The 13,853-nt window shown below is 72.0% G+C and carries 9 protein-coding genes; 8 read left to right on the top strand and 1 reads right to left on the bottom strand.

What is annotated here, in order from left to right:
- Positions 1 to 65 precede the first annotated feature (65 nt).
- Positions 66 to 3,341 (bottom strand): LamG-like jellyroll fold domain-containing protein, encoded by a 3,276-nt coding sequence (locus tag ACFUK0_RS06755; protein WP_380246985.1) that lies wholly within the window; start codon positions 3,339 to 3,341, stop codon positions 66 to 68.
- Between the two features lie 708 nt (positions 3,342 to 4,049).
- Here ACFUK0_RS06755 and ACFUK0_RS06750 point away from each other — a divergent pair.
- The 8 genes from ACFUK0_RS06750 to ACFUK0_RS06715 all read left to right on the top strand — a co-directional run bounded on the left by ACFUK0_RS06750 (position 4,050) and on the right by ACFUK0_RS06715 (position 13,672).
- Positions 4,050 to 5,150, top strand: coding sequence for an ABC transporter substrate-binding protein (locus ACFUK0_RS06750; RefSeq protein WP_380246986.1), 1,101 nt, complete (start codon positions 4,050 to 4,052; stop codon positions 5,148 to 5,150).
- Positions 5,151 to 5,278: 128 nt separating this feature from the next.
- Positions 5,279 to 6,928 carry a sugar ABC transporter ATP-binding protein gene (locus ACFUK0_RS06745; protein WP_380246984.1) on the top strand — a complete coding sequence of 550 codons (1,650 nt, stop codon included), beginning with the start codon at positions 5,279 to 5,281 and terminating at the stop codon, positions 6,926 to 6,928.
- Positions 6,925 to 7,896: an ABC transporter permease gene (locus ACFUK0_RS06740; RefSeq protein WP_380246983.1), complete on the top strand. Its 972-nt coding sequence runs from the start codon at positions 6,925 to 6,927 to the stop codon at positions 7,894 to 7,896. Before ACFUK0_RS06745 ends, ACFUK0_RS06740 begins: the two co-directional genes overlap by 4 nt.
- A complete protein-coding gene (locus tag ACFUK0_RS06735; RefSeq protein WP_380246982.1) occupies positions 7,893 to 8,912 on the top strand; it encodes an ABC transporter permease in 1,020 nt (339 codons plus the stop codon). The genes ACFUK0_RS06740 and ACFUK0_RS06735 overlap by 4 nt, the downstream gene beginning before the upstream one ends.
- 129 nt (positions 8,913 to 9,041) lie before the next feature.
- On the top strand, positions 9,042 to 10,055 hold the full coding sequence (locus ACFUK0_RS06730; protein ID WP_380246981.1) for a LacI family DNA-binding transcriptional regulator: 1,014 nt from the start codon (positions 9,042 to 9,044) through the stop codon (positions 10,053 to 10,055).
- A gap of 60 nt (positions 10,056 to 10,115) precedes the next feature.
- A complete protein-coding gene (locus tag ACFUK0_RS06725) occupies positions 10,116 to 11,213 on the top strand; it encodes an aldose epimerase family protein (protein ID WP_380246980.1) in 1,098 nt (365 codons plus the stop codon).
- A 374-nt stretch (positions 11,214 to 11,587) separates the two neighbouring features.
- Entirely contained in the window at positions 11,588 to 12,766 is a 1,179-nt protein-coding gene (locus ACFUK0_RS06720; protein ID WP_380246979.1) for a S1 family peptidase, read from the top strand.
- A 276-nt stretch (positions 12,767 to 13,042) separates the two neighbouring features.
- Positions 13,043 to 13,672: a class I SAM-dependent methyltransferase gene (locus ACFUK0_RS06715; protein ID WP_380246978.1), complete on the top strand. Its 630-nt coding sequence runs from the start codon at positions 13,043 to 13,045 to the stop codon at positions 13,670 to 13,672.
- Positions 13,673 to 13,853 lie beyond the last annotated feature (181 nt).

The following is a 13,853-nucleotide window of genomic DNA, read 5'->3' as shown; positions in this document are numbered from 1 at the left end:
GCGGGAGGAGAGTCCTCCCGCCGGGGGCGGCACGAAGCGGTGCGGCGTGGTGCGGCCGTCGAGTGCTACGCGGGCTGCTCGGCGGTGTGCAGGGCGCTCACCTCCGCGGCGGTGAGGGCCTTGTCGTACGCGTGGACCTGGTCGATCGAGCCGTTCCAGTAGTCCACGTTGCCACCGCTCCACTTGGCGCGGCCGAGGCTGAGCGGGCCGGTGGAGACGTCGGCCGAGGTGGCCGGCACGGTGGCGGCGAGGGTGCCGTCGACGTACAGGGAGATGGTGCCGGCCGCGGCGTCACGGACGCCGACCAGGTGGTACCAGTGGCCGAGCTGCGGGTTGATCGCCAGCCGGGCGCGGACGCCACCGGGGAGGCTGAAGGCGAACGCGCCCTGGCCGTACTGCAGGTAGAACGGGTTCTCGGTGCGGCGGCCGTCCTGGCTGACCACGGTGGCGTAGTTGCCGGGCAGGGCGTCCAGGGTGGTCCAGGCGGAGATCGAGTAGCTCTTGCTGGTGTCGACCACGGGCCCGGCGGTCTGGGCGTACTGCGCCTGGCCGTCGAACTTGAGGGCGCTGCCGCTGATGCCCTGGGTCCAGGTGGTGCCGCCGGTCAGGGTCAGCGAGGCCTTGTTGGGACCCTGGTCGGCAGCGGTGGTGCCGGTGCCCTCATCGAGGGACCAGGAGCCGCCCCCCTTGAGTTCGGAGCGGGCGCCGGCTGCGGCGCCGGCCGCGATGACCTTGAGGTTGATCGCACGGACCTGGGCCGGGTCGACCTTGATCTGGCGACGGTCGTACGTCCAGAGGCCGTTGAGCTCGTTCTCCAGGTCGGTGACCTGGGTGTAGACGGAGCCGGAGAGCTCGGCGCCGGCGGCGGCGAGGTAGTACGTCTCGGTGTTCTCGACGTACTTCTTGGTGAGGGCGGCCTTGTCGTTCACACCGCTGTAGATGACGGTCGGGGCGCCGGGCCACATGTGGCCGGGGGCGCGGAGGGTGAAGCCGCCGTGCTCGCCGTCCATGGCCGCGCGCTTGCTGTCCGGGAACGCCGGGTCGTTGTTGCCGTAGTCGTGGTGGTCGATGATGTCGCCCGCGCCTGAGTCACCCTTGGAGGCGCAGCAGTTGACACCGCTGTGGGCGTTGACGATGCGCGACGGGTCGGCGGCCTTGACGGCCTCGGTGAGCTTGCCGGTGTCCTCGCGGTTCCACTCGCCCCAGCCCTCGTTGAAGACGATCCAGCCGATGAGGGACGGGGAGTTGTGGAGCAGGTCCATCTCCGCCTTGCCCTCGGCGATGAACTCCTGCTGTCCGGCGGTGGTGCGGAAGTCACCGGAGACGAAGTCCTGCCAGACGAGCAGGCCCAGCTTGTCGGCCTGGTAGTACCAGCGCGGCGACTCGACCTTGATGTGCTTGCGGACGGCGTTGAAGCCGAGGTCCTTCTGCGCCTTCAGGTCGAAGGTGATGGCCGAGTCGGTCGGCTGGGTGTACAGGCCGTCCGGCCAGAAGCCCTGGTCGAGTTCGGCGAGCGAGAAGATCGGCTTCCCGTTGAGGACGATCTTCTGGTAGCCGCCGACGTCCTGGATGGCGACCTTCCGCATCCCGAAGTAGCTCTTGACCGTGTCGGTCTGCTTGCCGCTGGTCAGCGTGACCTTGAGGTCGTAGAGGTACGGGTCGTCGGGCGTCCACAGGTGCTGGTTGCTCACCGGCAGGTGGAGCAGGGTGTTGGCGGGGCCGCTGACCGAGCCGACCACGTTGCCGTCGGTGTCCTTGGCGACGGCCTTGACCAGCGTGCCGGCGGGTGCGCCGGGTGAGTTGACGGTGACGGCGAGGGTGCCGCTGTCGATGTCGGGGGTGGTGGTGACGGTGTCGATGGAGGTGGTGGCGACCGGCTCCATCCAGACGGTCTGCCAGATGCCCGACGACTGGGTGTAGACGATGCCGCCGGGGTTGGCGGACTGCTTGCCGAGCGGCTGGTCCGGGCCGGCGGTGTCGGTGGCCGCGACGACGATCTCCTGCGGGCCGGTGCCCTTGAGGGCGTCGGTGATGTCCGCGGAGAAGCCGGTGTAGCCGCCGGTGTGCTCGGCGACCTTCGTGCCGTTGACCCAGACGGTGGCCTTGTTGTCGACGGCGCCGAAGTTCAGCTTGAGGCGCTGGCCGGAGCCGATCTTCCAGCCCTTCGGGACGGTGACCGTGCGCCGGTAGAACATGTGGTCCTCGTGCCGCTCCAGGCCGGAGAGCATCGACTCGACCGGGTACGGCACGATGATCTTCTCGCCGAGGTCCTTGCCGAAGACCGGCTGCTCACCTGCGGCGGCGCCGGCGAACTGCCAGGGGCCGTTCAGGTTCACCCAGTCGTCGCGCACCTGCTGCGGGCGGGGGTACTCGGGCAGCGGGTGGTTCTTGTCGACCTTGTCGGTCCACGGGGTGGTGAGACGGTGGGCGGAGTTGTTGGTGGCGGTGCGGAAGATCTCCGGCACGGTCTGCCCGCCGGAGGTCAGGCCGCCCGTGCCGTCGTAGCGGACCCGGACCTGCTGGCCCTTCTGGATCGGCTCGGAGAGCTTGACGATGACCGAGCGCTTGTCGTCGGAGGCGGTGGCGACCGACTTGACGGGCATCGGCGTGGTGTCCGACTCGATCGTCAGGTGGCTCGCGACGCCCTGGACGTTGCCGACCTTGGCGTCGAAGGTGGCCTGGACCTTCAGACCGTCCTGGGCGACGGACAGGGCGACCGGGTAGACGCTGAAGCCGGCGGGCGGGGTGAAGGCGCTCTCCGGTACCAGCTGCTTCGGCAGCGCCGGGCTCGACCAGCGGAGGAACATGTTGGCCCCGCCGATGTCCTGGAACATCTCCAGGCGGAAGTCGTGCCGCTCCCCGGCCTTGAGGTGCACGACGGCGCTGGTCTGCTCGTTGTCCCAGTCGGGCACCCAGTGGTCGATGACGGGCGCGCCGTCGATGAAGAGGCGGAAGCCGTTGTCGCCGATGGCGTAGAAGGTGTAGTCGCCGTCGGCGGGGGCCTCGATCTGACCGGTCCAGCGCGCGGTGGTGTTCTCCTGCCGGCCGGTCGTCTCCTGGAACGTCGACGCCAGCCCGGGGAGGCTGATCTGCGGGTCGAGGGCGACGCCGCCGAGCTCGGCGAAGTCACGCGCACCCGGGGCCGACATCCGGTAGTACTCGCCCTTCAGGCCGTGCACCTGGGTGGCGGGGTCGGCGGCGGCGGCGAAGGTCGCGGTTCCGTCGGCGGCCTCGGCGGCCGAGGTACCGGGGACCAGGCCGACCACGGGCAGCGAGAGTGTCGCTGCCAGCAGCAGCGCCCACATCCGGCCTCGGTGTCGGGTGGCTGGCTGTCGTGTCATGCGGTGGCTCCTCACACGGGGGGACTGGAGGGTGGTGGGGCATTCCCGGGCGGTGGTCCGCCCGTCCCGGGGATGCAGAGGTTTCGCCGGTGGACACCGGGTGCGCTCCGCCGGGCGGGGTGCCCGACGTGCGGCTGCGGCACGGTGATTCCGGCGGGGACACGGCAGGGACGGGCTCGACCACGGTGGAGGCGGGGTCGGAGGGGGCGTCCTTCCAACGTTGGAAACGTTGCTGCCAACGGCATAAGAGCACGCGTCAGGATTCGTGTCCAGGGGTCTGACACAGTTCGCCCGAAACCGGCACCGACGCGCCGCCGAGGCCGCACCCCTGACCGGGAGGGCCCGGGCCAGCGCTTACGCGGTGCTCGGAGCACTCGCCGCAGTGGTGTGACGCCGGCCTCCGAACGGCGGCTCAGGTCACGGTCGGGAAATGTTCCGGAAACCGGGAGAGCGATCCCTTGGCACACTCGCTCCCGATGTGTATAACGTTGTAAACGCCAGCGACCCGGCACCCCGGAAATCGCCCGGCGGCACTCGGAACCACCCGAACCATCGCACTGTCAGCTGGCATCAGCACAGGTCGACCACGTGCCACCCGACGTACAGCCGCCGCCCGGATCAGACCGGTCGGCGCCGAAGACGGCTCCAGCCCCTCAGGACCGAACCCACCCTGCGGTCCCACCCCCGCCTCCAAGGAGTGTCGTGAGCATGACCATTCGCAGATCTCGTACCCTCACCGCCGCCTGCCTGCTCACCGTCGCGGCCGCCCTCACCGCCTCCGGCTGCGCGAAGCAGGAGAGCACCAACAACTCGGCCTCGAACTCCAGCGCGGGCGCCCAGGTCGTGGCCTCACCGAGCGCCGCCGCCGGCGGCGACGCGGCAGCCGGCGGCGGCTGCAACCTCCAGGCCTACGGCGCCGCGAAGCTCGACCTCAAGGACGCCGTCGTCGGCTTCTCGCAGTCCGAGAAGGAGGCCAACCCGTTCCGCATCGCGGAGACCCAGTCCATCAAGGACGAGGCCGCCAAGCTCGGTGTGAAGAAGCTCCTCACCACCAACGCGCAGTCGCAGCTCCCCAAGCAGATCAGCGACATCCAGGACATGCTCAACCAGGGCGCCCAGCTCCTGATCATCGCCCCGCTCAACTCCGACGGCCTGGAGCCGGCCCTGCAGGCGGCCGCCGCCAAGCACGTCCCGGTCATCACGATCGACCGCAAGCTCAACGCCACCGCCTGCAAGGACTACCTGACCTTCATCGGCTCCAACTTCGTCGAGCAGGGCAAGCGCGCCGCCGACTCCCTGGTGAAGGCCACCGGAGGCACCGGCAAGGTCGCCGTCCTGCTCGGCACCTCGGGCAACGGCGTCACCACCGACCGCACCAAGGGCTTCGTCGACCAGATCGCCGCCACCGCCCCGGGCCTGCAGATCGTCGCCCAGCAGACCGGCGAGTTCGCCCGCGACAAGGGCCAGCAGGTCACCGAGCAGCTGCTCCAGTCCCACCCCGACATCACCGCGATCTACGCCGAGAACGATGAGATGGGCCTCGGCGCCGTCACGGCGATCAAGGGCGCGGGCAAGAAGCCCGGCACCGACATCAAGATCGTGTCGGTGGACGGCACCCGCAACGCCGTCGAGGCCCTGGCCGGCGGCGAGTACAACGGCGTCATCGAGTCCAACCCCCGCTTCGGCCCGCTCGCCTTCGCGACCGCGCAGAAGTTCTTCGACGGCACGGGCATCGCGGACAACGTGATCATCACCGACCGCGCGTACGACCCGGACAACGCCAAGTCCTCCCTCGACGGCGCCTACTGACGGGAAGCCGCCGCACGACCGCCGTCCGGGTGGTCGACGAGCAGCCGGGCCGTACGCGTCCGCACGGCGACGTACGGCCCGGCCCCTCCTCTCCCGAACCCCCAGCCCAGCCCTGGAAGGCCATCACCATGGCACCACCCCCAGCCGTCCCGGCGAAGACCGCACCGGCGGCCACCGACTCACCGACCGCCCCCGTCCTGGAGGCGATCGGCGTCAGCAAGCGCTTCCCCGGCGTGGTGGCGCTCGACGACGTCTCCTTCACCCTGCGCGCCGGCGAGATCCACGCCCTCGTCGGCGAGAACGGCGCCGGCAAGTCCACGCTGATCAAGGTCCTCACCGGCGTGCACCGCCCCGACGGCGGCGAACTGCGCCTGGGCGGAGCGCCGGTGGCGTTCGGCCGCCCGTACGAGGCCCAGCAGGCCGGCGTCGCCACCATCTACCAGGAGGTGAACCTCGTCCCCCTGATGAGCGTGGCGCGCAACATCTTCCTCGGCCGGGAACCGAAGACCCGCTTCGGCCTGATCGACTTCAACCGGATGCACCGGGAGGCCGCCGAACTGCTGGCCGGCCTCGGCGTGACGGCCGACGTCCGGCGCCCGCTGGACACCCTCGGCGTCGGCACCCAGCAGATGGTCGCGCTGGCGCGGGCCGTCTCGGTCCAGGCCCGGGTCGTGGTGATGGACGAGCCCACCTCCTCCCTGGAGCCCAGGGAGGTGGAGACGCTCTTCCGGGTGATCGGCGAACTGCACGAGCGCGGGATCGCCGTCGTCTACGTCAGCCACCGGATGGACGAGCTGTACCGGATCTGCGAGCGCGTCACCGTGCTGCGCGACGGAAAGCTGGTGCACACCGGCCCGCTGGCCGAGCTGAACCGGATGCAGCTGGTCGCGATGATGCTCGGCCGCGAGCTCACCGAGGTCCGCCAGAGCGGCGTCACCGCCTTCGGCGACGGGCACCACTCCGAGCGCGAGCCCGTGCTGACCGCCACCGGCCTGACCCGCGGCCACGAACTCCACGACATCGACCTGGCGTTGCGGCCGGGCGAGGTGCTCGGCCTCGGCGGCCTGCTGGGATCCGGCCGGAGCGAGACCGCCAAGGCGCTCGCCGGAGCCCTGGCCCTGGACGGCGGCGAGATCCGGGTCTCCGGGCAGCCGCTGCGCCGGCACAGCCCCGCCGCGGCGATCCGGGCGGGCATCAGCCTGCTGCCGGAGGACCGCAAGGCCGAGGGCATCGTGCCCGGCCTCTCGGTACGCGAGAACATCGTGCTCGCGGCGATGCCCCGGCTCTCCCGGCTCGGCGTCGTCTCGCGCGCCAAGCAGGACAAGATCGTCGAGATCTTCATGAAGCGGCTGCGGATCAAGGCCTCCAGCCCCGAGCAGAAGGTCGGCGAGCTGTCCGGCGGCAACCAGCAGAAGGTGCTGCTGGCCCGCTGGCTCTGCCTGGAGCCCAAGGTCCTGCTGCTGGACGAGCCGACCCGCGGCATCGACGTCGGAGCCAAGGCCGAGGTCCAGGCCCTGATCGACGAACTCGCCCGGGAGGGACTGGCGGTGCTGCTGATCTCCTCCGACATCGAGGAGCTGATCGAGGGCGCCGACCGCCTCCTGGTGCTGCGCGGCGGCGCGGTCGCCGGCGAGCTGACCGGGGAGCAGGTGACGGAGGACGACCTGCTGGCCGTGCTCGCCGCCCACTCCCCCGACGCCGCGGCCGAACCCACCGCCCACCCCTCCCCCGCCCGTGACGGCCACGACGCCCCCGACGGCCAGGACGGCCCCCGATGACCCACGCACCCCTCACCCTCCCCCGGACGGCCGCCGCCCGGCCGGACGTCACCAGGCTGCTCCAGCGGTACGGCGTCTACCTCGCCGTCGCCGTGCTCCTGGTGTTCAACGCGCTCTTCACCGACCACTTCCTGACCGTCGCCAACCTGCGCACCCAGCTCGTCCAGGTGTCGCCCGTGGTCATCGTCGCGCTCGGCATGGCCCTGGTGATCGGCACCGAGGGCGTCGACCTGTCGGTCGGCTCCACGATGGCGCTGGCCAGCTCCCTGCTGCCGCTCTACCTCGGCTACGGCCTGGTACCGGCGCTGCTGGTGGCCCTGCTCGCCGGGGTGGTGGTCGGCGCGGTCAACGGCTCGCTGGTCTCCCTGGTCGGGCTGCAGCCGATCGTCGCCACCCTCGCCCTGTTCGTCGGCGGCCGGGGCCTGGCCCTGGTGATCGCCGACGGACGCCTCAAGCAGATCGAGAACACCGACCTGCTCGGGCTCGGCACCGACAGCCTGCTGGGCGTCCCGCTGGTCGTCCTGATCGCCGGGGTACTGGCGCTGGCCGTCGCCTTCCTGGTGCAGCGCACCACCTTCGGACGGCAGTTGGTGGCCGTCGGTGGCAACCGGGCGGCCGCCGCGCTCGCCGGCCTGCCGGTGCGACGGGTCCTGATCGGCGTCTACGTCCTGTGCGGCGCGCTCGCCGCGCTGGCGGGCGTGCTGGCCACCGCGCGGCTCACCGCCAGCGACCCGTCCGCGCTCGGCAATCTGATGGAGCTGTCCGCGATCACCGCCGTCGTGGTCGGCGGCACCCCGCTGACCGGCGGCTCGATCCGGGTGCTGGGCACGGTGACCGGCGCGCTGCTGATGCAACTGCTGCACGCCACCCTGGTCAGCCACGACCTGCACGACTCCACCGCCCAGATGGCGCAGGCCGCCATCATCCTCGTCGCCGTCTACGTCGCCCGGGAGCGTCGATCCCGATGAACCTCCTCTCCACCGCCACCGCCAGCGCCACCAACGCTCCACGGCCGGGCCCGCGGCCGGCCGGCACCGCGGCCAGGGCCGCCGGGCTGCTGCGCCGCCAGGGCGTGCTGGCCGTCCTGCTGCTGGTCGTCGTGGTCTCCTCGTTCGTCTTCCCGGCCTTCGCCAGCGTGGACAACGCCCGCAGCATCACCGTGCAGGTCTCCTTCCTGTCGATCGTCGCCCTCGGCATGACCATGGTGATCATCACCGGCGGCATCGACCTCTCGGTCGGCTCGGTCTTCGCCCTCGGCGGCGTGCTGGCCGCCTGGGCCTCCCAGTGGGGCCCCGTCCCGGCGCTGCTGGTGCCGCTCGCGGTCTGCGGCGCGATCGGGGCGGTCAACGGACTGCTGGTGGCCAAGGCCGGGATGGCTCCGTTCATCGTCACGCTCGCCTCGCTGCTCGCCGCCCGCGGCCTGCTGCTCGCGCTGACCGACGAGGGCGCCACCACCTACCTGGTGCCGCGCGGCTCGGTCTTCGCCGAGCTCGGCCAGGGCACCGTCGGCGGCTTCGGCTACCCCGTCCTGATCGCCCTGCTGCTCTTCGGCGTCGGCGGCCTCGTCCTCCAGCGGACCTCGTTCGGCCAGGCGATGTTCGCCGTCGGCGGCAGCAGCGACGCCGCCACCCTGATGGGCCTCCCGGTGGCCCGCACCAAGGTGCTGGTCTACGTGCTGAGCGGGCTGCTCGCCGGCCTCGCCGGGGCCCTCAACGCCGCCCGCCTCTCCTCCGGCGTGACCATCATCGGCGTGGGCATGGAGCTGGACGCCATCTCCGCCGTCGTCATCGGCGGCACCCTGCTGGTCGGCGGCGCGGGTTCGGTCTCCGGCACCCTGTGGGGCGTGCTGCTGCTGGCCGTGATCCAGAACCTGATCAACCAGATCGGCTCGCTCAACTCCTCGTACCAGTCGGTGGTCAGCGGCGGGTTCCTGATCCTGGTCGTCGTCACCCAGCGCTATCTGTCGAAGGTCCGCCGGACCTGAGCCCGCCCGGCCCCGGCACCGAGGACTCCCGGCACCGGCCCCCGACGCCACCGGCGGCCGGGCCGGTGAGCCGGACCGGGGCCGGGCACCGCCGCGCCGCCTCGACGGCCGGCCGAAGGAAGGAAGTTTGTGGGCGCCAGCCTGAAGGACGTCGCGCAGCACGCGGGCGTATCGGTCAAGACCGTCTCGAACGTGGTGAACAACTACCCGCATGTCACACCCGCGATGCGGGAGCGCGTCCAGGCGGCGATCGACGAGCTCGGCTACCGGCCCAATCTGATCGCCCGCCACCTGCGCAAGGGCCGGACCGGCATCATCGCACTGGCCGTGCCCGAACTCGGCAACCCCTACTTCGCCGAACTGGCCGGCGCCGTGATCGACGCGGCCGCGCGCCACGACTACACGGTGCTGCTGGACCACACCGGCGGACGGCGGGAGAAGGAGGTGCTGGTCTCGCAGGGGTTCCGCGCCCATGTGATCGACGGGCTGATCCTCAGCCCGATCGAGCTGGAGGCCGAGGACCTGCTCGGCCGCTCCGAGGACGCGCCCCTGGTGCTGCTCGGCGAGCGCGAGTACGACGCGCCGTACGACCAGATCGCCATCGACAACGTCGCCGCCGCGCGCAGTGCCGTCCGCCACCTGACCGGCCTCGGGCACCGGCGGATCGCCTTCCTCGGGGCCAGGCGGGAGAGCGCTCGCCGCCCGGCGCACCTGCGCCTGCGCGGCTGGCGCGAGGAGCTCGCCGGAGCGGGACTGCCCTGCGACGACTCGCTGGTCGCCGCCACCGACGGCTACGGCCGGGTGGACGGCGCCGCCGCGATGAACGCGATCCTGGACCGGGGCGAGCGGCCCGACGCCGTGTTCGCCTACAACGACCTCGTCGCGCTCGGCGCGATGCGGGTGCTGACCGAACGCCGGCTGCGGGTGCCGCAGGACGTCTCGGTGGTCGGCTTCGACGACATCGAGGAAGGCCGCTTCTCCCCCGTCGCCCTCACCACGGTCTCGCCCGACAAGCAGGCCATCGCCAGACTCGCCGTCCAGCGGGTCGTCGCCCGGCTGGCCGGCACCCCGGGGCTGGAACCCGAACACATCCAGCCCGGCTACACCGTCACGGTCCGGGAGTCGACGGCCCGCCGCACCTGACACCCACCGCAACCGACCACTCGCCGCTCACGGCGTACCGCCCCTCCCCGAGGACTGACGATGCCCCAGCCCGCACCCCACCGTGAACCGTTCGGCAGCACCCCCGACGGACGTCCCGTGGACCTCTGGAGACTGGAGTCCGCCTCCGGCGTGAGCGCCGAGATCCTCACGTACGGCGGCATCCTCCACCGCCTGTCGGTACCGGACGCGGCCGGACACAGCCGCTCGGTCGTGCTCTCCCTGCCGGACGCTGCCGCCTACGCCGCGCCCGGCCCGTACTTCGGCGCCCTCGTCGGGCGCTTCGCCAACCGGATCGCGGACGGCCGCTTCAGCATCGACGGCCAGAGCCACCAGGTGCCCGCCAACGACCAGGGCCACACCCTGCACGGCGGCCCGGAGGGCTTCGACAGCCGGCACTGGCTGGCCGAACCGGCCGAGGACCGGGCCGCGCTGCGGCTCACCCTGCTCAGCCCGGACGGCGACATGGGCTTCCCCGGCGCGCTGTCGGTGAGCGTTCGGTACGCGCTCGACGAGGCGGGCACCCTGTCGGTGGCCTTCGAGGCCGTCACCGACCGCCCGACCGTCGTGAACCTCACCAACCACGCGTACTTCAACCTGGGCGGCGCCGGCTCCGGCGACGTCCTCGGGCACCTGGTCGAGGTGGACGCCGCCCACTACCTGCCGGTCGCGCCGGACGCCATCCCGTTCGGCCCGCTCCAGGCGGTGGCCGGCACCCCGTTCGACCTCACCCGGGCCCGGCAGGTCGGCGAGGCCATCGCGGCCGAGGACCAGCAGCTGAAGAACGCCGGCGGCTTCGACCACTGCTGGGTGCTGCGGCCGGCGGCCGAGCCCGGCGCCCTGCGCCCGGCGGCCCGGCTGAGCGACCCGGCGAGCGGCCGCGTCCTCCAGGTGTGGACCACCGAGCCGGGCGTGCAGGTGTACACCGCCAACCGGCTGGACGGCACCCTGGCGGACGCCGACGGCCACCGCCACCCCCGGCACGGCGGCATCTGCCTGGAGACCCAGCACCTGCCCGACTCGCCCAACCGGCCGGAGTACCCGAGCACCGTCCTGCGCCCGGGAGAGCGCTTCACCAGCCGGACGGAGTTCCGCTTCCCGCACCTGTCGCAGGCCCGGCCGGAGCCGGCTGACGGCTGACGGGCGGCCGGACTGACGGGTGGCCGGATGACGGGCTGCCGACTGACCGACGGCAGGCAGGCAGCGGGTGGGTCAGCGCTGGTCCGGCTGCGTGCGGAGGTGCCCGGCCGGACGGCCTGCTGCGGTCCTTCCGCGGCGGGCCGGCGTGGGGTGAGGGCCACCGGTGCGGCTGCGGGGCGCGACCCGTCCGGCCGGCCGAGGGGCAGTCTGCGGCAGAGGTTCTGTCAGATCCTTTGACAGCGGGTCGAGTTGGGATTGTTGACGCGGACATTCAACGATGTAAAACTACCCAGCGCGGTCTAGACCCGTAGTTCAGAGAGCGCTCTCTCCCCGTAAGGCAGCCCCCACTCGCCACGGATCAGAGGAGATCAGCGGTGCGACACACCCTTGCCCGGGTGGCCTTGGCCACCCTCCTGACCCTGTCCACGATCGGCCTCGGCGCCTCGGCCGCCACGGCCGCCGACCGCACGGGCGAAGCCCCCGCCACCGGCACGGCCCAGACCCTGTCACCGGGACTCACCGACGCGCTGCGGCGGGACCTCGGCCTCACCGCCGACCAGGCCGCCCGCCGGCTGGCCCGGGAGGACCGCGCCGCCCGGCTGGCCCCCCAGGCCGAACGCCTCGCCGGCCAGGCCTTCGCCGGCTCCTGGTACGACGCGGACCGGGAGTCCCTGGTGGTCGCCGTCACCGACGCGGCGCGCAGCGGCGCCCTGCGGGCGGCGGGCGCCGAGACGGTCGTCGTCCGGCACTCGCAGGCCGAGCTCGACACCGCCAAGGCCGCCATCGACACCCACTCCCGGGCCGCCGCGGCCCCGGCGGGGGTGAGCAGTTGGCGGGTCGACCCCCGGCGCAACAGCGTGGTGATCGAACTCGCCCCCGGCGCCGGCCAGGACGCCCGGGTGGCGGCCTTCGTCGCCGCCGCCGAGCAGGCCGGCCCGGTGGCCGTCGAGGAGCAGACCGCGGACCACACGCCGCACACCCTGTCGGCCGGCGTGGTCGGCGGGGACCCGTACTACATCAACGGCAACACCCGCTGCTCGATCGGCTTCGCGGTGCAGGGCGGCTTCGTCAGCGCCGGGCACTGCGGCGGCGCGGGGAGCAGCGTGGTCGGCTGGGACGGTTCGGCGATGGGCTCGTTCGCCGGCTCGTCGTTCCCGGGCAACGACTACTCGTTCATCCGGATCGGCAACGGCTGGTGGACCGTCCCCGTGGTCCTCGGCTGGGGCACCGTCAGTGACGTGCTGGTCCGCGGCTCGTGGCAGGCTCCGGTCGGCTCCTCCGTCTGCCGCTCCGGCTCCACCACCCACTGGCACTGCGGCACCGTGCAGGGCCTCAACGAGACGGTGAACTACAGCGCGGGCGCCGTCTACCAGGTGACCCGCACCAGCGTCTGCGCCGAGCCCGGCGACTCCGGCGGCTCCTTCATCACCGGGGACCAGGCGCAGGGTGTGACCTCCGGCGGCTGGGGCAACTGCAGCAGCGGCGGCCAGACCTGGTTCCAGCCGGTGAACGAGATCCTCTCGGTCTACGGCCTCTCGCTGGTCACCGCCTGACCTGCTGAGGCCCGGGAATCCGGGTCTTGAACCCTTCGTGCCTTGAGATCACCGGACCTTGACGTCCTCGGATCTTGAGGTCCCCGATCCCCGGCTGTGGCGGACCCCCGGAGTCCGTTCCCACGACAGCCGGTAGGAACGCCGGGTGGGCCCGCCGATCAACCGGCGGACCCACCCGGCGCGCCATCCGGCAACTAGTCTGCCGCCTGAGCGACTTGCGGCGATGACCTGGGACAGGATCTCCGGGTGCGAACGGCGGGTGTTAACGTCCCTCCCGTGGCGGAGCACCAGGATCAGACCAGAGCGGCCTACGACGAGGTCGTCGAACTGTACGCGTCGATGTTCGCCAACCAACTGGAGACGCAGCCCTTCGCGCGGTCCATGATCGCCACCTTCGCCGAGTTGGTGCGCGGGACGGGCAACACGCGGGCGGCCGACCTCGGTTGCGGGCCCGGACATCTGACAGCCATGCTGCACGACCTGGGACTGGACGCCTTCGGGCTCGACCTCTCCCCGGCCATGGTCGGCCACGCCCGGCGGGCCCATCCCACGCTGCAGTTCGACGAGGCACGGATGGAGGCCCTGCCCGTGGAGGACGACGCGCTCGGCGGTGTGCTGGCCCACTACTCGATGATCCACACCCCGCCCGGGGAACTACCGGCGCTGCTCGCCGAGCAGGCGCGCGTCCTGGCACCGGGCGGCCTGCTCCTGGTCTCGTTCTTCGGGACCGAGGGGCCCGAGCCGGTCCGCTTCGACCACAAGGTGACCCCCGCCTACAGCTGGCCGGCCGACCGGTTCGCCGAGCTGCTGACCGGGGCCGGGCTGGTCCCGTTCGCCCGGCTGCTCCACGACCCGGCCTCCGAGCGGGGCTTCCTCGACGCCCACCTGCTGGCCCGCCTCGGCTAGCGCCTGGCCTTCGTACGGATCGGCTCACGTCGGCGGTGTTCATGGTTTCGCGCTTCGGGAGGTGCTCCGGCAGCAGCACGGCGACGGGCGCGTCGGCCGGTGCCCTAGCCGTACCAGCGCGGTGCTGCCGTCACGGATGACGTCGTCCACGCCGAGCCGATGAGACCCGCCGTCCGACCCG

It is taken from the genome of Kitasatospora sp. NPDC057223 (genome assembly GCF_042669755.1).
Lineage (GTDB): Bacteria > Actinomycetota > Actinomycetes > Streptomycetales > Streptomycetaceae > Kitasatospora.
Note: the sequence above shows the minus strand (reverse complement) of the source record. Positions and strands in the feature narration are given on the sequence as shown.